This window comes from Streptomyces sp. NPDC032126 (assembly GCF_055580085.1).
The window spans coordinates 423769-450159 of sequence record NZ_JBVIMA010000005.1 but is presented as its reverse complement, the minus strand read 5'-3'; the positions used below and the strand labels follow the sequence as shown (position 1 = coordinate 450159).

The 26391-nt window shown below is 72.3% G+C and carries 23 protein-coding genes; 11 read left to right on the top strand and 12 right to left on the bottom strand.

All coding sequences use genetic code 11. The features are described 5' to 3' along the window. Positions 1-45: 45 nt before the first annotated feature. Positions 46-1467 (bottom strand): lipase maturation factor family protein, encoded by a 1422-nt coding sequence (locus ACZ5NW_RS21505; protein ID WP_468745644.1) that lies wholly within the window; start codon positions 1465-1467, stop codon positions 46-48. A 127-nt stretch (positions 1468-1594) separates the two neighbouring features. On the opposite strand from ACZ5NW_RS21505, the gene ACZ5NW_RS21500 reads away from it, so the two are divergent. The 3 genes from ACZ5NW_RS21500 to ACZ5NW_RS21490 are packed head-to-tail and all read left to right on the top strand — an operon-like array spanning position 1595 to position 4985. Continuing rightward, positions 1595-1975 (top strand): hypothetical protein, encoded by a 381-nt coding sequence (locus tag ACZ5NW_RS21500; protein WP_468745467.1) that lies wholly within the window; start codon positions 1595-1597, stop codon positions 1973-1975. Positions 1976-2011: 36 nt separating this feature from the next. Next, complete coding sequence (locus ACZ5NW_RS21495) at positions 2012-4099, top strand: SpoIIE family protein phosphatase (protein WP_468745466.1); 2088 nt, start codon at positions 2012-2014, stop codon at positions 4097-4099. A gap of 22 nt (positions 4100-4121) precedes the next feature. Next, positions 4122-4985 (top strand): Fpg/Nei family DNA glycosylase, encoded by an 864-nt coding sequence (locus ACZ5NW_RS21490; RefSeq protein WP_468745465.1) that lies wholly within the window; start codon positions 4122-4124, stop codon positions 4983-4985. A gap of 7 nt (positions 4986-4992) precedes the next feature. On the opposite strand, the gene ACZ5NW_RS21485 is transcribed toward ACZ5NW_RS21490, so the two are convergent. From ACZ5NW_RS21485 to ACZ5NW_RS21465, 5 genes are all read right to left on the bottom strand, one after another. Next, positions 4993-7494, bottom strand: coding sequence for a caspase family protein (locus ACZ5NW_RS21485; protein ID WP_468745464.1), 2502 nt, complete (start codon positions 7492-7494; stop codon positions 4993-4995). Further along, on the bottom strand, positions 7491-7886 hold the full coding sequence (locus ACZ5NW_RS21480; protein ID WP_468745463.1) for a hypothetical protein: 396 nt from the start codon (positions 7884-7886) through the stop codon (positions 7491-7493). The genes ACZ5NW_RS21485 and ACZ5NW_RS21480 overlap by 4 nt, the downstream gene beginning before the upstream one ends. Positions 7887-7975: 89 nt before the next feature. Continuing rightward, positions 7976-8626 (bottom strand): zf-HC2 domain-containing protein, encoded by a 651-nt coding sequence (locus ACZ5NW_RS21475; RefSeq protein WP_468745462.1) that lies wholly within the window; start codon positions 8624-8626, stop codon positions 7976-7978. A gap of 140 nt (positions 8627-8766) precedes the next feature. Beyond that, on the bottom strand, positions 8767-9282 hold the full coding sequence (locus tag ACZ5NW_RS21470) for a hypothetical protein (protein WP_468745461.1): 516 nt from the start codon (positions 9280-9282) through the stop codon (positions 8767-8769). A gap of 149 nt (positions 9283-9431) precedes the next feature. Then, positions 9432-9980 carry a sigma-70 family RNA polymerase sigma factor gene (locus tag ACZ5NW_RS21465; protein ID WP_468745460.1) on the bottom strand — a complete coding sequence of 183 codons (549 nt, stop codon included), beginning with the start codon at positions 9978-9980 and terminating at the stop codon, positions 9432-9434. Between the two features lie 222 nt (positions 9981-10202). Here ACZ5NW_RS21465 and ACZ5NW_RS21460 point away from each other — a divergent pair, with 222 nt between their 5' ends. Then, on the top strand, positions 10203-11354 hold the full coding sequence (locus ACZ5NW_RS21460; protein WP_468745459.1) for a CapA family protein: 1152 nt from the start codon (positions 10203-10205) through the stop codon (positions 11352-11354). A 66-nt stretch (positions 11355-11420) separates the two neighbouring features. On the opposite strand, the gene ACZ5NW_RS21455 is transcribed toward ACZ5NW_RS21460, so the two are convergent. Further along, complete coding sequence (locus ACZ5NW_RS21455) at positions 11421-11876, bottom strand: universal stress protein (RefSeq protein ID WP_468745458.1); 456 nt, start codon at positions 11874-11876, stop codon at positions 11421-11423. Positions 11877-12057: 181 nt separating this feature from the next. Here ACZ5NW_RS21455 and lysX point away from each other — a divergent pair, with 181 nt between their 5' ends. Together lysX and ACZ5NW_RS21445 are read left to right on the top strand one after the other, a co-directional pair. Beyond that, entirely contained in the window at positions 12058-15336 is a 3279-nt protein-coding gene (lysX, locus tag ACZ5NW_RS21450; RefSeq protein WP_468745457.1) for a bifunctional lysylphosphatidylglycerol synthetase/lysine--tRNA ligase LysX, read from the top strand. Between the two features lie 92 nt (positions 15337-15428). Beyond that, entirely contained in the window at positions 15429-16274 is an 846-nt protein-coding gene (locus tag ACZ5NW_RS21445; RefSeq protein ID WP_468745456.1) for a polysaccharide deacetylase family protein, read from the top strand. Between the two features lie 45 nt (positions 16275-16319). On the opposite strand, the gene ACZ5NW_RS21440 is transcribed toward ACZ5NW_RS21445, so the two are convergent. Further along, complete coding sequence (locus ACZ5NW_RS21440) at positions 16320-16991, bottom strand: class F sortase (protein WP_468745455.1); 672 nt, start codon at positions 16989-16991, stop codon at positions 16320-16322. Positions 16992-17328: 337 nt separating this feature from the next. Here ACZ5NW_RS21440 and ACZ5NW_RS21435 point away from each other — a divergent pair, with 337 nt between their 5' ends. Further along, positions 17329-17847: a hypothetical protein gene (locus ACZ5NW_RS21435; RefSeq protein WP_468745454.1), complete on the top strand. Its 519-nt coding sequence runs from the start codon at positions 17329-17331 to the stop codon at positions 17845-17847. Positions 17848-17939: 92 nt separating this feature from the next. On the opposite strand, the gene ACZ5NW_RS21430 is transcribed toward ACZ5NW_RS21435, so the two are convergent. The 3 genes from ACZ5NW_RS21430 to ACZ5NW_RS21420 form a co-directional block, all read right to left on the bottom strand. Then, complete coding sequence (locus ACZ5NW_RS21430) at positions 17940-18473, bottom strand: hypothetical protein (protein WP_468745453.1); 534 nt, start codon at positions 18471-18473, stop codon at positions 17940-17942. Between the two features lie 224 nt (positions 18474-18697). Then, complete coding sequence (locus ACZ5NW_RS21425; RefSeq protein WP_468745452.1) at positions 18698-19462, bottom strand: bestrophin-like domain; 765 nt, start codon at positions 19460-19462, stop codon at positions 18698-18700. Positions 19463-19483: 21 nt separating this feature from the next. After that, on the bottom strand, positions 19484-20089 hold the full coding sequence (locus ACZ5NW_RS21420; protein ID WP_468745451.1) for a hypothetical protein: 606 nt from the start codon (positions 20087-20089) through the stop codon (positions 19484-19486). Positions 20090-20349: 260 nt separating this feature from the next. Between ACZ5NW_RS21420 and ACZ5NW_RS21415 the strand changes: the two genes are divergently transcribed. From ACZ5NW_RS21415 to ACZ5NW_RS21405, 3 genes are all read left to right on the top strand, one after another. After that, entirely contained in the window at positions 20350-21321 is a 972-nt protein-coding gene (locus ACZ5NW_RS21415; RefSeq protein WP_468745450.1) for an SCO0930 family lipoprotein, read from the top strand. A 326-nt stretch (positions 21322-21647) separates the two neighbouring features. Further along, positions 21648-22460, top strand: coding sequence for an SAM-dependent methyltransferase (locus ACZ5NW_RS21410; protein ID WP_468745449.1), 813 nt, complete (start codon positions 21648-21650; stop codon positions 22458-22460). Continuing rightward, entirely contained in the window at positions 22457-24592 is a 2136-nt protein-coding gene (locus ACZ5NW_RS21405; protein ID WP_468745448.1) for a putative bifunctional diguanylate cyclase/phosphodiesterase, read from the top strand. The genes ACZ5NW_RS21410 and ACZ5NW_RS21405 overlap by 4 nt, the downstream gene beginning before the upstream one ends. Before the next feature lie 120 nt (positions 24593-24712). Here the strand turns inward: ACZ5NW_RS21405 and ACZ5NW_RS21400 are convergent, their stop codons facing one another. Next, a complete protein-coding gene (locus tag ACZ5NW_RS21400; RefSeq protein WP_468745447.1) occupies positions 24713-25597 on the bottom strand; it encodes a LysR family transcriptional regulator in 885 nt (294 codons plus the stop codon). 120 nt (positions 25598-25717) lie between these two features. Between ACZ5NW_RS21400 and ACZ5NW_RS21395 the strand changes: the two genes are divergently transcribed. Then, positions 25718-26389 (top strand): succinate dehydrogenase, encoded by a 672-nt coding sequence (locus tag ACZ5NW_RS21395; RefSeq protein ID WP_468745643.1) that lies wholly within the window; start codon positions 25718-25720, stop codon positions 26387-26389. The last annotated feature ends 2 nt before the right edge of the window (positions 26390-26391 follow it).

Genomic DNA, 26391 nt, shown 5'->3' with positions numbered 1-26391 from the left:
AGGCCGTAGGAGCACCCTGTGGCCCCCTGCGGCGGATGCTCGCCGCTACGACCTCTGGGCCACCCTCGCCAGTCGCGTCGGCGGCATGAACTCCCGGACGTACGTCCGGTCCCAGCACGCGCCCGTCTCCCGCAGCTCGCGCCAGGTCGTGTAGCGGTAGCGGAAGAGGCGGGCGCGGACGTAGCGGGGCGGGGCGTCCGGCGGGAAGGGGGAGCGGCGCAGCAGCCTCAGGGTGTCGCGGTCGTTCTCCAGCAGCCGCTCCACCAGCGCGCCGAACCACGACCCGGCGTACGCGGGGGACAGCGCCGCGAACCACATCAGCCAGTCGAGCCGCAGATGGTAGGGCGCGAACTGCCGCGGCCAGTGGCGTGGATCGCCGGGTTTGCCCTTGAACTCGTACTCCCGCCAGTCGGAGTCCTCGCGCGGCACGTCGTCGTCGGTGCCCTCGATCACCACCTCGTAGCGGACCCTGCTGACGGTGCCGAACGCGCCGTAGGTGTTGACCAGATGGAGGGGGTCGAAGGAGCGGTTCATGACCTGGCGGCGCGAGATCATGTTGGTGACCGGGTGATAGCTGAGGCCCAGGAGCAGCGCGGCGACGGCGAGGACCACGATCTCGTACCACAGCGGCGGCCCGGAGACGGACGGCGCGGTGCCCTGGAAGTCGACCGCCGACAGGGCCAGCACGATGGTGATCCAGTTCAGCCAGGAGAAGTTGCCCGAGAGCACCAGCCACAGCTGGGTGAGGATCATCAGCGAGGCGGCGGCCGTGGCGATCGGCTGGGGGGTGAACAGCAGGACGGGCACGGCGAGTTGGGTGACGTGGTTCGCCGCCACCTCGACCCGGTGCAGGGGCTTGGGCAGATGGTGGAAGAACCAGCTGAGCGGGCCCGGCATCGGCTGGGTCTCGTGGTGGTGGTCCAGACAGGTCAGCTTGCGCCAGCAGGCGTCGCCGCGCAGCTTGATCAGGCCCGCGCCGAACTCCACCCGGAACAGGATCCAGCGCAGCAGGAACAGCACCACGACCGGCGGCGCCACCTCGTCGTTGCCGAGGAGGACCGCGAGGAAGCCGACCTCCAGCAGCAGCGACTCCCAGCCGAACGAGTACCAGGTCTGGCCGACGTTGACGATCGAGAGGTAGAGCGCCCACGGGATCAGCCACAGCAGCATCGCGCCCCACAGCGGCAGCACCGAGTCCAGCCCGGCCAGCAGCGCCGCCGACACCGCGCAGCCCGCCCAGGCGCAGGCCGCGAAGAAGCGGTCCGAGTAGTGGAGATGGAAGAGGCTCGGGGCGACCCGGAAGGGCACCCGGGCCACGAAACGCGGCACGGGGAGCATGCCGCGCTCGCCCATGAGCGCGCGGAACTGCAGGGCCGCCGTCAGGAACGCGACGAGATACACGGCGGCCAGGGCCCGCTGGAAGACCAGCCGGCTCAGCCAGTACTCGGGTGCGGCGAACCAGTCCACGGCCATGCGCTCCTCTCCGCCATTCTCCCCCTCGTCACGGTGCGTGTTCCACCGTTCCGCTTGCGTAACCCAAGCGAGTGAAGCAGACAATAGTGACGTATTGCCGGAAACAAGGCGGGTGATTCAGGTGCGGACGTCCTTCGGAGTCCTGGGTGCGGCCTGCGTGCTCTCGACGGCACTGGTCGTCGGCTGCGCGGGCGACACGGACAGTGACGATCGGGCGGGGGGCGAGATGTACGACGCGCCGACCCTGCCCGTGGTGTCGGTGGCCGGGAGTCCCGAACCCTACGGCGACACCGCGCCCGAGCCCGTCCCGGAGGCGGTGGTGCCGGATCCGTACGATCCCGATCTCGATCCCGATCCCTACGCCGTCGAGGAGATCGGCCCCGAGCGCGTCCCCGAGATCCCCGACCTCCCCGACGGGGGCGGTCTGATACCGGACGACCCCGGCGACCCGGACGCGACCGACAGCATCTTCGCCAGCCCCGTCGGCGTGTTCGGCGGCTGACTCGAAGAATCAGACAAATGCTGGCAAGGTGGCCCCATGGCTGATCGGGGAGCGAGCGCCCTGTCCCTCCCGGAGGACTGGCCCGCCCACCCGGATCCGATCCTGGCGCTCAACCACATGGGCAGCTTCGACTGGGACCTGGACTCCGGGCTGTTCCACATGGACGCCCAGGCCCATGAGATCTTCGACCTGCGCCCCGACGAGTACGACGGCCACCCCGAGTCGCTGGGAGTGCGCGTCCCGCGCAGCGAGGCCCTGCGCCTGGACGCGCTGGTCGCCCAGGCCATCAAGGACGGCAGCGAGAACTACGGCGCCTACTTCCGTATCCGGCTGCGCGACGGCGCCCTGCGCTGGACCCACACCCAGGGCTACATCCGGCGCGACGAGACCGGCCGCCCCCGCCGCATCATCGGCATCATCCGCGACGCCACCGCCGAGCTCAGCGACCTCGCCGACCGCGACGACGCGGCCGTCCACGACGACGTCCGCCGCGCGCAGACCAACGTCGTGCAGCTCACCACGGCGGCCCTCGCGCACGCCCGGACCGTGCAGGACGTCATCGACGTCCTCAAGGACACCCAGGGACTCACCCACCTCGGCGCGACCAGCCTCGTCATGGGCCTGGTCGAGGCCGGCCGCATCCGGCTGATCGCCGAGGGGCCCGAGGGCAGCTTCGTCCCGGGCACCCTGGTCACCCGGATCGACGAGCCGTACCCGATGAGCGAGGTCGTCCGCACGCTCACCCCCCGGTTCATCGAGTCGCCCGAGGAGTTCGCCGCCGGCTATCCGATCCTCTGGCCGCACATCACCGATCTGAAGATCACCGCGGCCGCCTATCTGCCGCTCATCGTGCAGGCCCGCCCGATCGGCGCGATGGGCCTGCTCTACAGCGACCGCAGCGGCTTCCGACCCGAGGAGCGCGACATCCTCGTCGCACTCGGCAGCAGCATCGCGCAGAGCCTGCAACGGGCGATGTTCTACGAGCAGGAGAAGGACATCGCCCAGGGACTGCAACAGGCGATGCTGCCGCGCACCATCCCCAGCGTGCCCGGCGCCGACGTCGCCGTCCGCTATCGCGCCGCGACCATCGGCGGGTCCCTCGGCCGGGACATCGGCGGCGACTGGTACGACCTGATCCCGCTGCCCGGCGGGCGCGTCGGCGCGGTCATCGGCGATGTCCAGGGCCACGACACGCACGCCGCCGCCGTCATGGGCCAACTGCGGATCGTGCTGCGCGCCTACGCCGCCGAGGGCCACACCCCGGCCGCGGTGATGGCCCGCGCCTCCGTCTTCCTGAACGAACTGGACACCGACCGCTTCGCCACCTGCCTCTACGCCGAGGCCGACCTGTCCACCGGCGTGGTCCAGGTCGTCCGGGCCGGCCACATCGACCCCTTGGTGCGCGCCACCGACGGCACCTGCCGCCGCGTCGACGTGCCCGGCGGGCTGCCGCTCGGCCTGTCCGCCGAGTTCGGCACCCTCCAGTACCCCGTCGGCACGGTGGAACTCGACCCCGGCCACACACTGCTGCTGTGCACCGACGGCCTGGTCGAGCAGCCCGGCACCGACCTCGACGACGGCATGCGGGAGCTGACCGCGCTGATCGCCGCCGCTCCCGCGGACGTCCGCGCCCTCGCCGACCGTCTCATCGAACTGGCCGAGGAGCGCGGCGGCGACGACGACGTGGCGCTGCTCCTGCTGCGTCGGCGCGGCCACGACACACGGCAGGCCGGTGGCCGGCTCCAGCAGCACGTGGCACCCGGCGATCCCGAGGCGCTCACCCACGCCCGCCACATGATCCGCGCCGCCGTGCGCGCGTGGGGCGCCCGCGACCGCGCCGACGAGATCGAGCTGGTCGCCGATGAACTGATCACCAACGCGCTCATGCACACCGAGGGCTCCGCGATCGTCACCCTGCGGATGCTGACCTCCCTCGACTCCCGGCTGCGCGTCGAGGTGGAGGACTCCTCCAGCGCGCTGCCCCGCCGCCGCGAGGCGGGGGAGTCGGGCGTGTCCGGGCGGGGCCTGCTCCTCGTCGACCTCCTCACCGACGTGTGGGGCGTGGAGGCGCGCGGCGGCGGGAAGTGCGTGTGGTGCGAGTTCGTCGTACCGGGCCACGGCTGAGGGCGGGTGGCACCCTGGACGTATGCCGGAGCTCCCCGAGGTCGAAGCGCTCAAGGACTTCCTCACCGAGAACCTCGTCGGTCATGAGATCGTCCGGGTGCTGCCCGTCGCGATCAGCGTCCTGAAGACCTACGACCCACCCGTCACCGCCGTCGAGGGCCACCGGGTCGCCGCGGTGCACCGGTACGGCAAGTTCCTCGACCTGCGCACCGACGGCGGCCCGCACCTCGTCACCCATCTCGCCCGCGCGGGCTGGCTCCAGTGGAAGGACCGCCTCCCGGACGGCGTCCCGCGTCCCGGCAAGGGCCCCCTCGCCCTGCGGGTCGCCCTGGAGACCGGCCAGGGCTTCGACCTGACCGAGGCCGGCACACAGAAACGCCTCGCGGTGTACGTCGTCCACGACCCCGGCCAGGTCCCGGGCGTGGCCCGGCTGGGCCCCGACCCGCTGGCCGGCGACTTCGACGAGGAGCGCTTCGCCGCGCTGCTGTCCACGGAACGCCGGCAGATCAAGGGCGTCCTGCGCGACCAGAGCCTCATCGCGGGCGTCGGCAACGCCTACAGCGACGAGATCCTGCACGCAGCGCGCATGTCCCCCTTCAAGCTCGCCGCGTCCCTGACCCCGCAGGACACCCACGTCCTGTACGAGGCCCTGCGCACGACCCTGACGGAGGCGGTCGAACGCTCCCGGGGGCTGGCGGCGGGCCGTCTGAAGGCGGAGAAGAAGAGCGGCCTGCGCGTGCACGGCCGCACCGGCGAACCCTGCCCGGTGTGCGGCGACACCATCCGCGAGGTCTCCTTCAGCGACTCCTCCCTCCAGTACTGCCCGACCTGCCAGACGGGCGGCCGACCGCTCGCCGACCGCAGGATGTCGCGGCTGCTCAAGTAGGCGACGGTCACCAGTAGTTGCTGCCGATGAGGTAGGCGAGGGTGGCCAGCGTGCCCAGCACCAGGGTCAGGGCGGCGAAGAACTTCGCCACGCCGGTCAGGCTCCTCGTGGCGCTCCTCGACGCGTCCGAGTAGCCGTCGTGGTGGGCCTTCACGTCGTAGCGGGCGAGCAGCACGAGCAGGAGCGCCGCCACGGCGGTGACCAGGGAGACGGTGAGGGGGGTGAGCATGCCGAGGTCGTGGACGGCCCACTCGATCTCACCGGAGGTCCCCTCGTCGCGGCGCTCGTTCACGGCTTCCGGCACATCCACGGCCATCATCACGAACGCGATCACGGAGACGCCGGCCAGGATCAGCGCGCCGGTGGCCATCACGACCGCGCGCCGCAGCCGGGGAGGGGGGCGCCGGGGTGGCCCTGACGGCGGCGTGGGCCACTCGCCCTGCCGTCTCTGCCATGCCTCACGCTCGCGGGCCTGCCGTTCCGCCTCGGCGCGGGCCTGCCGTTCTTGTTGGGCCTGCTGCTCCGCTCGGGCCCGCTGTTCCGCCTCGGCGCGGGCTCGCCGTTCTTCCTGGGCCTGCTGCTCCGCCCTCGCCCGTCGCTCTGCCTCCGCCCGGGCCTGCCGCTCCTCCCGTAGCCGCTGTTCCTCGCGAGCCCGCTGTTCCTCCTCGGCCCGTAGCCGCTGTTCCTCCCGAGCGCGCCGCTCCTCCTCGGCCCGTATCCGCTGTTCCTCCCGAGCCCGCCGCTCCTTCTCGGCTTCGCGTTCCTCCCGTAGCCGCTGTTCCTCCCGAGCTCGTTGTTCCTCGCGAGTCCGCCGCTCCTCCTCGGCCCGTATCCGCTGTTCCTCCCGAGCCCGGCGTGCCTCCCGGGCCTCGCGTTCCTCCTGAGCCAGCCGGGCGGCTTCGGCGGCGCGTTCCGCCTGGGCGGCCCGCTCCTCCGCCGCCCGTCGCGCGGCGGCGGCCCGTTCGGCCTTCGTCGTGGGGGACGGCTTCCCCTCCGCCCGCTCCTCGTCCGTGGCCGCGCGTTCGCGTTCGCGCTCCGCCGCGGCCGCCGCCTCCGCCGCCCGCCGGGCCGCCGCCGCCCGCTGCGCCTTGCTCATCGGAGGGGGCGCCTCCGTCTCCTCGGACTCCGGTTCGCCCGCGGACTCCAGGTCCAGCCCCATGTCCCGGTCCGCCTCGGCCTCCCGTTCCGCCTCCGCCTCGCGCCGTGCCCCGGCCTCCCGCGTCCCCTCCGCCGCCGGCCCCCTCGGCACCGCCGCCCGTACCGCCACCGTCACGGTGACGACCGCCTCGTCGGCCACCCCCTTCAGCACGATGTCGCCCGTCAGACGCCCCTCCCGATGCGTGTCGACGCCGACGTCCAGCCCCTCGGCGGAGTCCGCGACCCGCAGCCACGGCACTGTGGGCTGGGCGGCGCAGCAGCGGGCGAGCGGAATGCCGTCCAGGATCACGCGCCGGTGCGGCATCGCGGAGCCCCGCGCCACCTCCCCGAAGTCGAGGCGTTCCGTGGACGGTCGCAGACGGACGTCCCGCAGGGCCTCCTCCGCCTTGACCGCGACCTCCTGGACATCGCCCTGCGCGATCTTCTCCAGGGCCTGCCGGGCACCTTCCGCCACAGGCAGCCGCGCGTCCCGCAGCCGGTCGCGGAGGGCGACGACGGCGCCCCGCCGGGTGAAGGCGTTCCTGCTGCGCAGAGCGCTCTGCAACTCGGCCGGGATGGCGACGGGCTCGATCCGGAGCCGGCGGCGCCGGCTGTGCGCCACATGCATGCCGCCCCGCATCTCGACGGTCTTGCTCGGCGTCTGGTTGGGATTCTGGTCCCGTACGTGGTCGTAGACGTAGTCGTAGAGGTCGTCCAGCGAGACCTCGCCGTCGTCGTCGAGATCGGCGTCACCGGTCGCCAGCCCCTCCACCACCGCGTGGGTGAACACCGACGGCGGTGCGCTGGAGCCCTCCTTGAGCTCACCGGCCTCCATGGCGTACTCCATGGACGTCGACGCGGTGATGACGGCCCAGCCCCGGCCGCCGGCCGGCTTGTCGGTGGCGAAGGAGTCGAGCACGTTCACGTCGCCCGCGGCGCGTACGGAGGACGAACCCCGGGAGAAGGCCCCGCCGTAGCAGCAGTCGAGGAACAGCACGGTGCAGCCGGCCCGGCTGCGGGACATGCACCGGCGGACGAAGTGGGCGGGGACCGCCGTGGCGTCGAGCAGCCGGGGCTCGGTGTCACTGGCCGCGAGATACAGCTCGCCCGACTCGCTCTTCAGACCGTGGCAGGAGAAGTGCAGCACCAGCGTGTCGTCGCGGCGGGCCTCGGAGAAGAAGTGCTCGATGTGACGGCGGATCACGTACGACGGCTCGTCCCGCACCACCTCGACGTCGAAGTCCCCGACCTCGGGATCGCCGAGGACGCCGGCGAGCGCCTCGGCGTCGGAGGCCGGGGAGCGCAGCTTCTTCAGCCCCGTGTCGTCGTACCGGGCGTTGGCGATGATCAGGGCGTGGCGCGAGCCGCTCATGGCGGGTTCGCCGCCCGGGTGTGTTTGCTGATGAAGGTGTCGAAGGCCTGCGTGACCTGTTCGTCCGTGGCGTGCGAGATCTCCACCTCGTCACCGTCCAGGCGCAGCCGCAGTGATGGGCGGGTGGTGCCCCGGTGGCGGCTCAGCCAGCCGCGCAGCGCGCCGATCACCTGGGAAAGGCCGGTGACGGAACCGCTCAGGTCCACCAGCAGCGAGCCGACCTGGGTCACGTCCACGGCCCGAGCGCCGGGCGGTGCCTCGCCCGCGGACACGGACCTCACGTCGGCGACATCGAGTTCGAGCAGTTCCTCGCGCAGATAGCGGGTCAGCCGCTCCACCTGCTCGGGGTCCGCTCCCTCCTCGGACAGGAGGATCAGCAGTTGATCGTCCACCGTTCGGCCCCTTCGGTCGTGCTCTGAGGGGCGACGCGGAACGGAGAGGGGCTCCGCGTCTTCGACTCCAGTCTCCGTCCGGGCCCGGGCTACCGCGACTTGAGCGTGACCAGCGGCTTTCCGTCCGCCGTCCGCACCTCGTAGCGGGCGATCTCGTCGAGGTGGCGGGACGCCCCGCCGTGCATGGTGTTGGGGCGGGCGTCGTGGTCGGGGGTCTTCCAGCTGGTGACCGTCTCCTCGGAGCCGTCCTCGCCGACCGCGACCAGCCGGCAGTCACGCGGACCCGCGCCGTCCTTGATCTCCAGCTCGACGTCGCTGCCCCAGACGGCGTCCTCGGTGGTGATCTGCGCCCACACCCCGGAACGCTCGTCCGTCGCCGCCATCCGCACGGACTGCTCGCCGCCGCCCGCGAACACGGCGATCGCCGGCCCGCCCACCGCGATCACCACCGCCGCGGCCACCGCGTACAGCAGCCGGCGGCGCGCGGCACGGTGGCGGGTGGCCACCTCGCCGATGAGCTTGTCGAGGAAGCGGGGGCCCGGTCCGGCAAAAGGGTGCACGGCCCGCGGGGTGGCCCGCCGGTAGAGCATCAACTGCCGGGTGGTGGGCCCGAACTCGGTGACCTGAGCCGCGCACCGAGGACACTCCATGAGGTGGTCCTCGAAGCGGAACGCCTCCGCTTCGTCCAGCACGCCGAGCGCGTACGCACCGACGTCCGCATGCCTCTCCAGGGACCTCATGCCGAATCCTCGTGCCGTTGGGTGCGGGTGGGGTTACTCCTTGCTCCCATCGGTACGGACCAGACCGCCGGATCACTCAAGTCACACGGAGAATCGCGCAGAGATATTCGGAGCGGCCGGGCCCATGGATTGGTGCGAATCTAAAAAAGATGAATCGCGAGGTGGCCGAGGGGCAGTCCGAGCTGCCAGGCGGGCGTCCAGACCTTCGGCCCCTCGTCCTCGCCGAGCACCGCGCCGCCGCCCGGCACCGCGTTCAGATCGGGCGCGAGGAGCTCGGTCTCCTGAAGCCAGCGCCAGGCCGCGCACGCCAGGGCGAGGTCGGGCGAGGGCTCCGCCGACTCGGCCGCCACCGCGGTGAGGTGGTCCATCCGCTCGCACACCCAGTCCTGCCAGGGCTGGTCGTACGCGGTCAGCGACAGCCAGGTCTCCAGCTGGGTGACGACCCGGATGCCGGGCAGCTCGCCGTCGGTGTCGGACAGGAAGATGGTCAGCGCCAGGGCGTCGCGCCCGGCGCGGAACTCGAAGGACGTCGGCGGCATGAGATCGCCGGTCCGCAGCAGTTCGTCGGCGATGTACTCGGCGTACAACCAGGCCATGGGGACGGTCAGTTCGCCGCCGTCGGCGCCGTCCGTGTTCTGATGACCTCTGTGCAGCATCCTTGCCTGCCTTCCTCCGGTGCGTGCCTGTCGCCCGTTGCCGGGACCCTGGTGCCCGGCCCCCATCCGGAACACGGATGGGAACAGCCGATTACTCAACCGAGGTCTTCGGCAAGGCGCTTTACGGAGGTTTGACTTGGCTGCTGGTTTCAGTGCAGGTCGGCCGCGTATCCCGGAAGCACCCGGCGCAGGGCGCGCAGCGCGTAATACGCGCGGGACTTCACGGTACCGGGTGGGAGTCCCAGCGTTTCGGCTGCTTCCGCCACACTCGCCCCCTGGAAATACACCAGCACCAGGACTTCACGGTGCTCCGGAGTGAGTGTCTTCACAGCCTCGCGCACATCGAGGGCCGCGGCGGCCCGCTCGGCGTGATCGGCGCACACCGGCGCGTGCTCCAGGACCGCGTCCCCCACCTCGGCCGGGCGGGCCTGCCGGGCCCGCCGCGCGTCGATGGCGAGCCGCCGCGCGACGGTCATCAGCCACGGCCGGACCGAGTCGAAGTCGTCGGCGCGCAGCGCCTCCGGGTGCTGCCAGGCCCGCACCAGGGTCTCCTGCACCAGGTCCTCGGCGCGCTGCCGGTCGCCGTCGCACAGCCGCAGGAGCAGCGCGAAGAGCGGCCGGCCGTGCTCACGCTGGAGCGTGGCGAGCTCGTCCTCGGCGGTCGTCGTGCGGTGCGGATACGCGATGGCGGCGGTCATGGGCGTATGGCACCGCAGGCCGCCGCGTCGGGACAGGGCGCGCACACGGCTCTGCGGCGGACGGTCGATCGCGTCGACGAACGGTTCGATGAACGGTCGGGACTACGCCGATCGCGCGCATCGGGGGGAGGTGAAGGGAGTGCCGGGGTGGTGCGCGTCCGCGCATGGACTACTAGTGGGGCGTGCATAAATACGACAATCCGCTTGCAATGGGGTGATCGGATGATCGCGCGCAGACACCAGGTGGCCCTGGCCCTGACCGCCCTGCTCGCCGCGGCGGCCGCCTGCCAGGCCCACGAGCGGGAGTCGGCCCGGTCAGGACACCCGGCCCCCAACGCCGGATCCCGCGGCTTCACCCTCGTGGCCTCCGGCGACGTCCTCCCGCACACCTCGATCATCGACCGGGCCCGCTTCGACGCCGGCGGCACCGGCTACGACTTCCGCCCCATGTTCGAGGACATCGCGCCGGTCGTCTCCCGCGCCGACCTCGCCCTGTGCCACATGGAGACGGTCTACGGCGCGAACGGCGACTACACCGGCTACCCCGTCTTCAAGTCCCCGCCCGAGATCGCCCAGGCCCTCGCCGCCACCGGCTACGACGGCTGCTCCACCGCCTCCAACCACAGCCTCGACGACGGGGCCGACGGCGTACGCCGCACCCTCGACGCCCTCGACGGCGCGGGCGTGCGCCACGCCGGCACCGCCCGCACGGAGGCCGAGGCCAACGGGGTCACCCTGCTGCGCGCGGGCCCCGCGAAGGTCGCCCACCTCGCCTACACCTTCGACACCAACGGCTACCCCCAGCCCCCGGGGGCGCCCTGGACGGTCAACCTGCTCGACGAGAAACGAGTCGTCGCCGACGCCAAGGCCGCCCGCAAGGCCGGCGCCGACGTCGTGGTCGTCTCCGTGCACTGGGGCACCGAGTGGCAGGACGAGCCCGACGAGCGGCAGCTCACCCTCGCCCGGGCCCTCACCGCCTCCCGCACCGCGGGCCGCCCGGACATCGACCTGATCCTCGGCACCCACGCCCATGTCCCGCAGGCGTACGAGAAGGTCAACGGCACCTGGGTCGTCTACGGCATGGGCGACCAGATCGCCGGCGAGATGTTCAACCACCAGGGAGTGCCGGACCCGCGCGGCAACCAGTCCACGGTCGCCCGCTTCACCTTCGCCCCGCCCGCCCGTCCCGGCGGCCGCTGGGAGGTGAGGAAGGCCGAGTTCGTACCGCAGCTGTTCGACGTCGACGCCGGCCGGATCGTCGACCTGAACAAGGCGCTCGCGCAGGGCGCCGACGTGCGCGGCGCACGCGACCGGATCCGCGACGTGGTGCTCAGCAGGGGCGCGGCCAAGGACGGCCTGGTCATGGGGGAGTAGCCCCCGGCAACGAACGCGGCCGCCGGCATCCGTGTCCCGCGGCGCCTCGACCGGCGTGCCCCCGTCCTACGGCACCACCGTCACCGGCCACCGGCCCGCCTTCACCAGGCGGATCGCGACCGAGCCCACGATGCGGTGACCGGCCTGCTCGGACGCGCCGACGATCACCGCGTCGGCCTTGAGTTCCTCCGCGGCCTTCACCAGACCGCCGTAGGGGTCGCCGCGGAACGTGTGGAACTCCCAGCGCACGTCGAATATCCCCTTCACGCGCTCGGTCGCCTCGCGGATCTGCGCGACGAGGTCCTCGGCGATCTCGTCCGTGGCCTCCGCGATCGGGGCGCCCATCGCCGCGCTCGCCGCCATCACCGGCTGGACGTAGACCACGGCCAGGAGGGCGTGCTGGCGGCGGGCCAGACCGCCCGCGTACGCCGCGGCCCGCATCGAGGTGTCCGAGCCGTCGACGCCGACGAGGATGACCTTGGGGCCGTCGGTGCCGCGCTCGAACCTTTGCTGTTCCGTCACGGGGGGAGCGTATCCGAGCGGTGCGGGTCCGTTGTGGCTGGTCTGCGAGCGGTGCGGGTCCGTGTGGCTGGTCGCGCCCACGCGGCGGGGCCGCAGGTCGCCACGGCCCCGCGCCCCTGCCGTCGGTCCGCTCACGCTCCTCGACGGGCGAGGTGGGTCCGCGCTTCCTACCCTCGGAGTCATGAGTGTCAGCGTCGAGACCGGCCGGACCAGGGAGGCCGGGCCCGTACGCCCGGGCACCCGTCGTCTGCTGGCCCATGTGCCCCAGGGCTTCGCCGCCTTCTTCGGCGCCCTCGGCCTGCTCTGTGTGCTCCTCGCCCTCATCCCGCCCCTGCGCCGGCTGCTGCGGCCCGTCGTACGGGTGCTGGACCTGGTGATCGTGCCGGTCAGCGCCAATCTCGCCTACGCCGTCTTCCTCTTCCTGCTCGCCGCCGCCACCGCCGCCCGCAAGAAGATCGCCTGGTGGCTGGTGGTCGTCTATCTCGGGCTGCTGGTGCTGACCGACGTACTCGGCGTCGCCCTCGGGCTGTACGCGGAGTCGCTCCCGTCGCTGGTGGTGTGCTCCCTCGCCCTGGCCCTGCTGGTCGTCGCCCGCCGGGAGTTCTACGCCGCGTCCCGGCACGGGGCGGTCCGTCGGGCGCTGCTCGTCCTGCTCGTCGGGCTCGCAGTCGCCGTCCTGGCCGGCTGGGGGCTGGTGGAACTGTTCCCCGGCACCCTGCCGTCCGCCCAGCGCCTGCCCTGGGCCGCCAACCGCGTCCTCGGCGGCCTGGTCTCCACCCGCTCCTTCGACGGCCGCCCGCCCCGCGCCCTCTTCTTCGTCCTCGGCCTCTTCGGCGCCCTCGCCCTGCTCAACGCCGCCGCCACCCTCTTCCGCTCCCAGCGCATGGAAGCCGCCCTGCACGGCGACGAGGAGTCCCGCATCCGCGCCCTGCTGACGGCCTACGGAGGACAGGACTCCCTCGGCTACTTCGCCACGCGGCGCGACAAGGCCGTCGTCTTCTCGCCCAGCGGCAAGGCCGCCGTCACCTACCGCGTCGAGTTCGGGGTCTGCCTGGCCAGCGGCGACCCGGTCGGCGACCGCGAGGCATGGCCGCACGCCATCGCCGCCTGGCTGGACGTGGCCCGCCGGTACGCCTGGGTGCCGGCCGTGATGGGTGCCTCCGAGGACGGCGCCACCGCCTTCGCCCGGGCCGGACTCGGCGCCCTCCAGCTCGGCGACGAGGCGATCCTGCACATCGCCTCCTTCGACCTCGCCGGCCGCGACATGCGCGTCACCCGGCAGGCCGTCAACCGCGTCCGCCGCACCGGCGCCACCTGCCGCGTCCGCCGCCACTCCGCCCTCACCGACGCGGAGATGGAGGAGATCGTCGACCGCGCCGACGCCTGGCGCGACACCGAGACCGAGCGCGGCTTCTCCATGGCCCTGGACCGCCTGGGCGACCCGGCCGACGGGGACTGCCTGCTCGTCGAGGCCCTGGACGCGGACGGCAGGCTCCTCGCCCTGCTCTCCTTCGTCCCCTGGGGCGACGACGGCATCTCCCTGGACCTCATGCGCCGCGACCGCTCCGCCCCCAACGGGGTCATGGAGTTCATGGTCGCCGAACTGTGCGCCGTCGCGCCGAAGTCGGGCGTGCGCCGGATCTCGCTGAACTTCGCCGTCTTCCGCTCGGCCTTCGAGGAGGGCGCCCGTATCGGCGCCGGCCCGGTGCTGCGGCTGTGGCGCCGCCTGCTGCTGTTCTTCTCCCGGTGGTGGCAGCTGGAGGCCCTGTACCGCTCCAACGCCAAGTACCACCCCGAGTGGTTCCCCCGCTTCCTCTGCTACGGCGACGCGGCCGCCCTCGCCCGCGTCGGCCTGGCCTCCGGCATCGCCGAGGGCTTCGTCGCCGTACCGTCGCTGCGCAAGCTCTGGGGCAAGCGGCGTCCCCGAGCCGGGCCCCGGCCCGCGACCACCGAAGGACTGCCGTCCCTGGCGGCGCTCGACCTCGACGGAGGGGACGAGGCCGGGGCGACCGGTCCGGACGCGGGCCTGCCCGAGCAGGTCCGCGTCCGGCACCGCAAACTGGACCGGCTGCGCGCCGGGGGCACCGACCCCTACCCGGTGGGCGTCCCCGCGCCCACCCACGCCCTGGCCGACGTGCGCCCGGGCGTCGGCGCCGTCACCGTGTCCGGCCGGGTCATGCGGGTCCGCGACTTCGGCGGCCTCGTCTTCGTCACCCTGCGCGACTGGTCCGGCGACCACCAGCTCGCCCTCACCCGCGACCGGACCGGCGCGGACCTGGACCGCTTCACCACCGACATCGACATCGGCGACCACATCGCCGCCACCGGCACGGCGGCCACCAGCGACCGGGGCGAGCCGACCGTCTTCGTCACCGCCTGGCGGCTCACCGGCAAGTGCCTGCACCCGCTGCCCGACAAACGACGCGGACTGACCGACCCCGAGGCCAAGGTCCGCATGCGCTATCTGGACCTCGTCACCAGCCCGGCCGCCCGCGATGTCGTACGGGCCCGCTCCACCGCCGTGCAGGCCCTGCGCCAGGGCCTGCTGGAGCGCGGCTATCTGGAGGTCGAGACCCCGATGCTCCAGCAGATCCACGGCGGCGCCAACGCCCGCCCCTTCACCACCCACATCAACGCCTACGACCTCGACCTGTATCTGCGCATCGCCCCCGAGCTGTACCTGAAACGGCTGTGCGTCGGCGGCCTGGAGAAGGTCTTCGAGATGGGCCGCACCTTCCGCAACGAGGGCGTCTCCTACAAGCACAACCCCGAGTTCACGATGCTGGAGGCCTACCAGGCGTACGCCGACTACGACGTGATGCTCGACCTCACCCGCGAGCTGATCCAGGGCGCCGCCACCGCCGCCTTCGGCGCACCCGTGGCCCGCAAGGGCGGCGAGGAGCACGACCTCTCGGGCCGCTGGCCGGTGAAGACCGTGCACGACGCGATCTCCGAGGCCCTGGGGGAGGAGATCGGCCCCGGCACCGACCTCGCCCGGCTGCACAAGCTGTGCGACCGCGCCGGAGTGCCGTACACCCCCGACGACGGACCCGGCGACGTCGTCCTGGAGATGTACGAACGGCTCGTGGAGGCCAGGACCCTGCTGCCCACCTTCTACAAGGACTTCCCGACGGACGTCTCCCCGCTCACCCGGCAGCACCGCACCGACCCGCGCCTCGCCGAACGCTGGGACCTCGTCGCCTTCGGCACCGAGCTCGGCACCGCCTACTCCGAGCTGACCGACCCGGTCGAGCAGCGCTGCCGCCTCACCGCCCAGTCGCTGCTCGCCGCCGGGGGAGACCCCGAGGCGATGGAGCTCGACGAGGACTTCCTCGACGCGCTCGCCTACGCGATGCCGCCCACCGGAGGGCTCGGCATCGGCGTCGACCGGCTCGTCATGTTCCTCACGGGTCTGACGATCCGTGAGACGCTGCCGTTCCCCCTGGTGCGCCGCCGCTGACTCCCGCGGGCGCTGGGCCGGGCGGGTGGAATCGTGCCGCCGCACCGGTGCCGTGGTGGTGCGTCGGGTCCCCGCCGGGCGACTGATGACTCATGAAGAAGGATCAGTTGCTCACCCGGCGCCGGGCGTTGCTCGCCGGCGCCGCCGCCGTGGGGGCGGCCGGCACCGCCGGTCTGTTCGCGTGGGGCACGGGCGACGCGCCCGCCCCCCACCCGGCCGCCCCGGCCGCGGGCGCCGCCCCGGCGCACCGCCTCCCGCTGAAGCCCTCCGCCTACCGCCTCCAGCCCCTGACCGGCTACGGCCCGCCGCACACCGCGCCCGACCGGGTCCCCGTCCGCCACGAACCGCTGCTGCGGATCACCGGCCGCGGCCGCACCATGGTGCTGACCTTCGACGACGGACCCGACTCCCGCTACACCCCGGGCATCCTCGACACACTCGCCGAGTACGACGTGCGCGCGATGTTCTTCGTGTGCGGCGAGATGGTCGGCGGCAACGAGCACCTGCTGGAGCGGATGGCGGACGAGGGCCACATCGTCGGCAACCACACCTGGTCCCACCCGCTGCTCACCCGGCTCACCCGCGCCCAGATCCGCTCCCAGATGCAGCGCACCTCCGACGTCATCGAGGACAGCTACGGCGAGCGGCCCCAGTGGTTCCGCGCCCCCTACGGCGCCTGGAACCGCGCGGCCTTCCAACTGGGCGCCGAGATGGGCATGGAGCCGCTGGCGTGGACGGTCGACACCCTCGACTGGACCACCCCCGGCACCCGCACCATCGTCGACCGGGTCGAGGGCGGCGCCGCCCCCGGCGTCGTGGTGCTCTCGCACGACGCCGGGGGCGACCGCTCCCAGAGCGTGAAGGCGCTGCGCCGCTATCTTCCGCAACTGCTGGATTCCGGCTATCACATCACCGTTCCGCGCCGGCACATCGTCTGAACGCGATGCCCGCGCCCCGAAAAGGGGCGCGGGCACATCGGTTGTTCAGCGGACCTCGACGAGGCGCGCGAAGGCGACCACATTCCCGTCGTATCCGTTCGCCTTGGAGAAACCGCCGCCGCAGGTGATGATGCGCAGTTCCGGCGCCCCCTTGGAGGCGTACACGCGGTCGCCGGGGAAATTGTTCTTCTCGAACACCTCGATGCCGTAGATCTCGAAGACCGCCGTCTTTCCGTCCTTGCGCGCCACCTCGACGCGATTTCCCTTCTTCAGGGCTCCGAGTCCGTAGAACACGGCGGGGCCCTGTTTGTTGTCGACATGGCCGACGACGACCGCGGTCCCCTTCTCGCCGGGCGAGACGGCTCCGGTGAACCAGCCGGCCAGCCGGGGGTCCTCCGGCGGCGGCGCCGCGACCCAGCCGTCCGCGTCCAGGCCGACCGGCATGATCGGCGCGTCGACCTGGATCGCGGGGATGCGGACCCGGTCGGGCACGCCGTACGGCAGCGGGTCCGGGGCGCGGCCGAAGACGCCCGGGGCGGTGCGGCTGTCCGGGGCGGCCGCCGAGGCGGGCTGCGGCGGGCCGACGTCGAATTCCCCCGAACCGTTCCGGATGAGCGCGAGACCGGTGAGCAGAACAAGCGCTATCACGCCCCAAGGGGCGCGCTTCTTCGGCCGCTCCTCCTCTTCCGCCATTCCGGGCAGCTCGTAACCGGACATTCGCCATCCCCTTTCGGACACGGCCGTCGCCGCGTCCCCATCGCGCATACGAGCACGCTAAGCGCAGCGGACCGAAGAGGCGACGGGGCGGCGGCGAACGGGTGGCCCCCGGGATACGCGGTGCGCCATCCGAGTTGCCGTGCGCCGGAAAATTTCTGACGGTCCGTGACCTGCGGCGATATCCCCCGGTGTGCCGGTGCCCGGGCGTGTTCGCTCACCAGGACGGACCATTGCCGAAATGCGGGCGCCCGCACGGCATCTGAGGGTCTGTTCCGGGAGGCGCTTTCTCGCCGATCGACCGGGGACGGGTCCCGGGGCGCCTTCCGCGGAGGATCCTATGCGTACCACTCGTGCCCTGGCGGCCTCGGCCGCCGCGGTCGCCGTCCTCGGGCTCGCCGCGCCCGCCGCCGTCGCGCGCGACGGCATGCCCGGCGGCCCGGGCCACGTCGTCAGCCCGACCAACATCGTCGCGCTGCCCAGCGTCATCGCCCGCGGCGGCCAACTGACGATCACCGTCGACAACTGCCCCCAGGGCGGCACCGCGACGTCCGCCGCCTTCCCGGCGACCACGCTGACCCCGATCAACGGGGCCAACCAGAGCTCGCGGGGCACCGCCACGATCAACAGCAACGCCAGCCCCGGCCCGTACGACATCACGGTGACGTGCACCGGCACCGGCACACTGACCCGCCCGGCCGCCTTCACCGTCATCGGCGGTGTCCGCGGCGGTCTGGGCGGCAGCAGCTCCAGCGGGGCCACGCCGACGGACATGGCCATCGGCGGCGGGCTCGTCGCGGCGGCGCTGATCGGCGGCGGCGTGTTCTGGATGCGCCGGCGCGCCGAGCGCCGCATCTGACGCGCCGGCGCGGTCGCCGCGCGGCTGAGAGAAGGCCTTCGGCCCGGCCCCCCTCGGGGGTCCGGGCCGAAGGCCTTGTGGCGAGCGGCGGGTCAGGCGCCGTCCTCGCCGCCGCGGCGGCGCGAGAAGTAGTACGCCGCGCCCACCGACCCCGCGATGAGGGCCGCGCCCAGCCCGATCTCCTTGAGGTCGAACCCGGCGACGCTGCCGCCCTCACCGGCGTGCACACCCCGGTCGGGCCGCAGCGGGACCGGGGTGGGGACCGGGCGGCCGCCGGCGATGGTCAGCCCGGTGGAGCCGCTCACGCCGTCACAGGTGAACGTCACCTGGTAGACCGCGCCCGGCCGCGCGTCCCAGTCGACCGTCGCCGTCGCCGCCGAACGGCCCGAGGGGATGCGTACGGTGTCGAAGACGCCCGAGGACACGGTCACGGAGCCCCGGCAGCCGCCGTCCCGGTCGACCTGGAGGGTGACCTGGCCGCCCGCCGCGACGGTGGAGGGCAGGACGCTGAAGCCGAACGGCGTGATGTCGCTCCAGGTGCCGTCGCCCGCGACGGCGGCCGGTGCGGAGAAGGTCAGGGCGCTGAGCCCCAGCAGTGCGGCCGAAGCGACGCGTATCGCGCGCATGGTGGATCCTCCGGTCCCCGAGGAGCGGCCGCGGACCTTTTCCGCTGTCGCCGGAAATGCACCTCGATGACCGAAACGCTAGGAACAGGTGTGCGCCCCCGCGATCGCAGTCGCGCGAATGGGGCACACGTGTGGGCCGCACAGGGGACACGATTCCCACGACCGGGGGACGTCGGCGGCGTGGCGGCCCGTCCCCCGGCCCTGCGGCGTGCGGTGAGGGACCGTCAGCCCTTGGCGTGCGGGAAGAGCAGGGTGAAGGGCTCGGGCGACGCGGTGATGCCCCGGCTGTAGGGCGCGTCGAAGTCCCAGATGAGGAAGAGCAGGAAGGCGATGAGTGCGGAGAACAGCCCGGCGAGGATCAGCTCGCGGGTGGTGCGCCGGATCTGGAGGGCGAACACCATGCCGATGGTGATCACGGCGCCCGTGATCAGTCCGAACCACACCACGCCCGGCATGGTCGGATCCGTCGCGTCCGCCCGCGCGGTACGCGCCTGATCGGCCGCCGCGACCTGGTCGACCAGCGGCTGGTAGGCCTGGGCCTCGAAGTCGGTCCGGGGCTGGTAGTCGGTGACGTCCGAGCGGACCCGCGCCAGGAGTTCGTCGCCGCGCCGGGTCACCTCCCCGGTGTCGGCCATCTTCTTCCACTCGACGTCGACGACGTGTCCGACATAGGCGTTGACATCCTCCCGAATGCGGTCACGGGCGTCGGCCGGATACACCCGCACCCGCTCCGTGATCTCGTGCAGCGCCTGCGCCTCCGCCTGGACGTGGTCCTCGGCGGCGCTGCGGGCCTCCCAGACGCCCGCGATGGCCAGGCCCAGCACGATCGCGTACACCACTCCGATCCACATCGTCATGTACTCGATGACGTCCGGGGTCTCGGACGGGTCCTCGTCGTCGGCGGCGGTCTTGTGCCGCACGAGCGTGATGACGACCACCACCGCGCAGGCGGCGAGCATCGCGAGGGTGAGAACAAGCCATTCCGGCAAGGGATGCCTCCTTGGTGCGCGCTAGCGCGGACGCAGCGCGGCGACGGCCGCGATCGCGGGGACCGTGATGAGCAGGACATAGGTGAGGGGCGACACCGTGCGGTGCACGGTCCGGGGGCGCGGCGGGGTGTGGTACGCCGGGTACGTCACCGGGGTCGCGGACGGGCGCGGGGCCGGGGTCGGCCTGGGGGTGGGGGTCGGTTTCGGGGACGGGCTCGGGGCCGGCCTGGGGATCACGCGCGGTGCGGGGGCCGGTGCCGGTGGGGGAGGGGGCTCGGGGGCGGGCTTCGGCGGGGGCTTCGGCGCCGGCGGAGGGGTCACGGGGGGTGGGGGCGGGGTCGGGGTGGGGGTCGGCTCGGGCGTCGGCTTCGGCGGCTTCGACGGCTCCGGGGTCGGTTTCGGGGGCGGCGGGGGCGTGGGGGTCGGGGCCGGGCACGGGGGCGGGGTGGGCCACATATGGCTCCCCGCGACCGCCCACACCTCGGTGCCGCCGGGGCCCGTCGAGGCGTACGCGCAGGCGTCGGCGACCGCCGTCCCGGCCGGTGCGCCCACGAGGATCCAGGTAGCGCCCAGCGCCGCCAACGCCCGTGCGGCGACGACGAGTCGGGTCGGTTCGGGTGCATGCACGACGAAGATCATGAGGTCTTCGGGACCGGCCGCGGACCCCAGTGCGCGCGGATTGGCCCGAAGGGGGGAAGTTCGCCCTCGCCGGTTTGAAACGGAGGCGCTCCCACGTCCGGACCGGCGCACGCCCGTACGAGCGAACACGGCCGGCGGAAAGTTTTTCCCGCCGCGATTGAACACAACCCCCGCCCCGATGCGTACCCAATGCCGTGCGGCGGCGCAGCAGGGCGCTGCAACACCTTGTGATGATCGGGGAGTTGACGATGAACACCTCCTGGCGGAACGCCTCACTCGTGGCGGGCGCCGCGGCCGTGCTGGCGCTGACGACGGCGTGCGGTCAGGAAAGCGGTGGCAGTTCGGCCGTGAGCCAGAACGTGGGAGCCACGGCTCCGGCCGCCAACGGCGGGGTCGGCGTGGGCGCCGGCTACGGCGTGGGCGCCGGCACGAGTGCCAGCCCGGGCACCGGAACGGGCGCCGGAGCCGGTGCCGAGTCCGCCGGCGATGCGGGCGAGCTGGCCGTCTCCGTGAACACGGAGCTGGGCAAGATCCTGACCGACGGCGGCGGCAAGACCCTCTACCGCTTCGACGCGGACACCGCCGAGCCGCCCAAGTCGAACTGTGACGGCGACTGCGCCAAGGCCTGGCCGCCGGTGCCCGCGGACGGCGTCACGGCCGGCGACGGCATCGACAAGTCGCTGCTCGGCGAGGTCACCCGCTCCGACGGCACCAAGCAGCTGACCATCGGCGGCTGGCCGGCCTACTACTACGCCAAGGACGCCAACCCCGGTGACACCAGCGGGCAGGGCGTCAACAACAAGTGGTTCGCGCTGGCCCCCGACGGCAAGAAGGCCAAGTCGGCCAACGATCTGGCCGGACTGTCCGTCCGCAAGGACCCCAACCTCGGCGACATCGTCGTGGACCGCAACGGCATGACGGTCTACCGCTTCATGAAGGACCAGGCCTGGCCCAAGCCGGTGTCCGCGTGCAAGGGCGCCTGCCTGGAGAAGTGGCCGGCCGTCGCGCCCGTCAACGCCAACGACACCCAGGGCGTGGTGAAGAAGGGCCTGATGAGCTTCACCCGGCCCGACGGTGTGAAGCAGCAGACGGTCAACTGCTGGCCCATCTACACCTTCTCCGGTGACAAGGCGCCGGGGGACATCAACGGTCAGGGAGTCGGCGGCACGTGGTACGCCGTGGCCCCCGACGGCAAGCCGGTCGGTGCGCCCAAGCAGTGACGATCACCTCCCCAGGGCTGATCCCCGCAACTGCTTCACCGCGCCCGACCCCCCGGTCCGCCCCCTCCGCGCCGCACGGAGGGGGCGGACCGCTGTGCTGTTCCTTCACCTTCCGTATGCGTAGGCTTCCGCCACGCTTCACTCCGGTCCGAGACCGTCCGGAGCGCAACGGGTACTTTTCGTAGGCCTCACGGGCAAGTCGATTCGGCACGTGCCGCTGGTCGTGACCGGGAACGGACGGTCAATTTCCGTTTCCACTCGCTCCTTTGGCGAGCGATCAGTAGCCTCAGCTCGAACACCGGATCGCCTACGCCTTGGAGAGATAGATGGAGCGTCCCGCCTGGGCCCCACGGAGCATCGACATCTCGGTGCCCAGTGTCTCGCGCATCTACGACTACTTCCTGGGCGGTTCGCACAACTTCGAGGTGGACCGGGAAGCGGCGCGCAGGGCGATGGAGTTCGTGCCGGGACTTCCCAAGATCAGCCAGGCGAACCGGGCGTTCATGCGCCGAGCGGTGCGCTACGCGGCCGCCCAGGGCATCACGCAGTTCCTGGACATCGGCTCCGGCATCCCCACCTTCGGCAACGTCCACGAGGTCGCCCAAGCGGCCGGCCCCGGGGCCCATGTCGTCTACGTCGACCACGACCCGGTCGCGGTGGCGCACAGCCAGGCCGTGCTGGCGGGAAACGACGGCGCGGACGTTGTCGCCGCCGATCTGCGCAAGCCGCAGGACATCCTGACGAGCCCCCAGGTGCGGCGGCTGATCGACCCGAACCGCCCGGTGGCCCTGCTGCTCGTTGCCATACTGCACTTCGTGGACGACGAGGACGACCCGTACGGCGCGGTCGCACAGCTGCGCGACGCCTGCGCGCCCGGCAGCCTGCTGATCCTCACCCATGCCTCGTACGAGGGAATCCCGCTGCCGCCCGAGCGGGCCGAGGGCGCGGTGGACGTATACAAGGACATTCGCAACCCGCTGATCATGCGCTCGCGCGACGAGATCGCGCGGTTCTTCGAGGGGTACGACATGGTGGAACCGGGACTGGTGCCGATGCCGCACTGGCGTCCGGAGACGGCACCGGAGGACGAGGATCCGTATGCCTTCTCCGGTTTCGCCGGCGTGGGGATCGCCGCGTGATCGCGGAACCGGACGGGCCGGAGGACAGACTGCGCAGGTTCGCGACGATCTGGAGCCGGGCGGTGTTCCCGGCCACCTCGACGTCGCTGACCCGGCCGGAGTTCGAGGAACTGCTGCTGCCCCTCGCGCGGCGGCTGCGCGAGGCGCTGCGGGCCCGCGCCTTCGACGCCGACGAGGGCAAGGCGGTGGGTGCAGCCCTCGTCGGCGCGCACTGCACCGACCCCGACGCGCTCAGCCGCACCCTCGACTGCGTGGACGCCTATCTGGTGCTCTACTGCGGCGAGGACGGACCGCAGGAGGACCTGCGCACCCGCTCCTCCCGGCTGCAGCACGCCATGGCGGCCGGCTTCGCGCAGGCGCTGCGCGAGCGCACGCTGGCCGAGCAGGAGGCCATCGCCCAGGCGGCGTTGCGGGCGCAGGGCGTCGTCGCCCAGGCGCTGCACGCGAGCGAGGCCCGCTTCCGCGCGGTCTTCGAGGGCGCGGCCATAGGAATCGGCATCGCCGACCTCGACGGCAACGTCCTCCAGGTCAACGGGGCGCTGCTGCGCATGTTCGGCGGCGCCGAGCAGACGCTGCGCGGCCGGAACGTCAAGGACTGGACGCACGCCGACGACGCCCCGCAGATCTGGAAGCTCTACGACGAGCTGGTGAGCGGCGCCCGCGAGCACTACCACGTGGAGAAGGCGTTCTACCGCCCCGACGGAACGGTCCTGTGGACCAATCTGACGGTGTCCCTGCTGCGCGACGCCGACGGCACCCCGCAGTACCAGCTCGCGCTGATGGAGGACACCACCGAGCGCCGCCTGCTCAACCTCCGGCTGCGCTACGAGGCCACGCACGACGCCCTCACCGGCCTGCCCAACCGCACGCTGTTCTTCGAGCGGCTGGAGAAGGTGCTCGGCTCCGGCGAGGGGCACCGCTTCGGACTGTGCTACCTCGACCTGGACGGTTTCAAGACGATCAACGACAGCCTCGGGCACGCGGCCGGCGACCGGCTGCTCGTCGAGATCGCCGACCGGCTGCAGTCCTGCGCGACGGCGCCGGGCGAGATGGTCGCGCGGCTCGGCGGTGACGAGTTCGTGGCGCTGACCACCGGCTCCGACGCTCCCCGCGAGGTGGACGAGCTGGCCGCCCGCATCATGAACGCCCTGGTCGCCCCGGTCCGTATCGACGGACGCGAGCTGACCGTGCGGGGCAGTATCGGCATCGTCGAGGGGGCGGCGGGGGAGCGCAGCGCGGCGGAGGTGCTGCGCAGCGCCGACATCACCATGTACCGGGCCAAGTCGGCGGGCGGCAACCGCTTCGAGCTGGCCGACCCGGAGGCCGACGCCCGCGCGATCACCCGCCACGGTCTGACCACGGCGCTGCCCGCGGCCCTGGACCGGGGCGAGTTCTTCATCGAGTACCAGCCGCTGGTGCACCTCGGTGACGGGAGCGTGCGGGGTGCGGAGGCGCTGGTCCGCTGGCTGCACCCGCAGCACGGCGTGCTCGGCCCGGACCGCTTCATCCCCCTCGCCGAACACACCGGCCTGATCGTGCCGTTGGGCCGCTGGGTCCTGGAGCAGTCGGTCCGCCAGGCCAAGGACTGGCAGGAACGCACCGCCGACGCGGGCCCGTTGCGCATCAACGTGAATCTCTCCCCCTGCCAGCTCACCCACCCCGGGCTGGTCCAGGACACGGTGGACATCCTCGAACGCGCGGGTGTCCAGCCGCAGGCGCTGTGCCTGGAGGTCACCGAGTCGGCGCTGATCGGCGCGGACGACGACCTGCTCAAGCCGCTGCGCCGGCTGGCGGAGATGGGCGTGGACATCGCGCTGGACGACTTCGGCACCGGCTATTCCAACCTCGCCAACCTGCGCCGCCTCCCGGTGAGCGTCCTGAAGCTGGACCGCTCCTTCACCCAGGGCATGCAGCAGTTCCCCGCGGACCCGGTCGACCTCAAGATCGTGGAGGGGATCGTCTCCCTCGCCCACAGCCTGAACCTCGCGGTGACGGTCGAGGGAGTGGAGACGGGGGCCCAGGCCGAACAGCTGCGGATACTGGGCTGCGACACGGCCCAGGGCTGGTACTACGCCCGCCCGGGCCCACCGGAGCGCCTGCACGAGCTGGCGCTGGTGGACGCCACTGGCTGACCAACGGCGTGAGTCCCCGCGCCCCGAAAGGGGCGCGGGGAACCGCGCGACAAGCCACGATGCACCCGCGCGGCCCGACGGCGCTTCCGCGCAACGACGGTCGAGGCAGCGCAGGTTCCCTCACCGCTCAAGCAACATCCGCTGCAACTCCCGAGCGGCCCGAGGCGGAGCCACATCGCTGCGATGCGCCAACGCGATGGTCCGATGCAGGCCCGGCCGAGCGAGCGGAGTCACCCGGAGCCCCCGCCCGGAGCGAGCGGCCACCATGCGCGGTACGACGGCCACTCCCAGCCCCGCCCGCACAAACCCCAACACCGCGTCCATCTCACCGCCCTCCACGGCGAAACCCGGCTCGAACCCGGCGGAGCGACACGCCGCGACGGTGAGTTCCCGCAGGTCGTACCCGTGCCGGAACATCACCAGGCGCTCGCCCTCCAGATCGGCGATCCGCACGGTCCGCCGTCCGCCCCCCGGCCGGGTCGCCTCCGGCGACGACACGACCACGAGGTCCTCCCGCAGCAGCTCCACCGTGGTCAGCGCGGGCGCCGGCGACGGCAGCGGCAGCACCACCAGGGCCAGATCGAGCGCGCCGCGCGCGAGCTGACGGACCAGGTCGTGCGAGCCGCCCTCCTCGATCAGCAGCCGCACCCCGGGATAGCGGTCGTGGAAGGCGCGCAGCACGTCCGGCAGCAGGCCCGTGCACAGGCTCGGTGTGGCGCCCAGTCTGACCCGGCCGCCCCGCAGCTCCACCAGCTCCCGCACCTCGTAGCGCGCGGTCTCCGCGTCCGCCAGGATCCGGCGCGCCAGCGGCAGCAGCGCCTCACCCGCGTCGGTCAGCGCGATGTTGCCGCGCGCCCGCAGGAACAGATCGGCCCCGAGCTCCCGCTCCAACGCCCTGATCTGCTGGGACAGCGACGGCTGGGCCACGTGGACCAGCTCGGCGGCCCGGGTGAAGTGCCGGGTCTCGGCGACCGCCACGAAGTACTGGAGCTGCTGGAACTGCATCCTCGTACGATAGCCGGAGGCTATCGAATCAAGCCGGACCATGTCTTGGACCGATCGGGCCGTTCGGCCCTAGCGTCATGACCCATGGCTCTGGCAACGCGGACGGACCGACGGCCGTCCATGGCGCGTACCGTCTGGGACTCCTCCGTCGGCAAGAAGACGGTGATGGCGGTCAGCGGCGTGATCATGCTGCTGTATCTGGTCGCCCATGTGATCGGCAACCTGAAGATCTTCTTCGGCCCCACGGAGTTCAACCACTACGCACACTGGCTGCGCACGGTCGGCGAACCGTTCATGCACTACACGTGGACGCTGTGGCTGATCCGCGTCGTGCTGATCGTCGCGGTCGTCGCCCACGCGGTCTCCGCCTACCAGCTCAGCCGCCGCGACATCAAGGCGCGCCCGAGCAAGTACGTCCACACCAGGCCCCGGGCGAGCTACGCGACACGCACCATGCGCTGGGGCGGGATCATCCTCGGCCTGTTCATCGTCTGGCACATCCTCGACCTGACCACCGGGACCGTGCACTCCGGCGGCTTCCAGGAGGGGCACCCGTACCAGAACGTCGTGGACACCTTCTCCACCTGGTACGGCGACGTCATCTACATCGTCGCGATGCTCGCCCTCGGCCTGCACATCCGGCACGGCTTCTGGAGCGCCGCGCAGACCCTCGGCGTCGGCAGCCGCACCCGCGACCGCGCCCTGAAGACCGTCGCCAACGTCCTCGCACTGCTGCTCACGGCCGGCTTCATCGCCGTACCCGTGGGCGTGATGACCGGAGTGGTGAGCTGAAC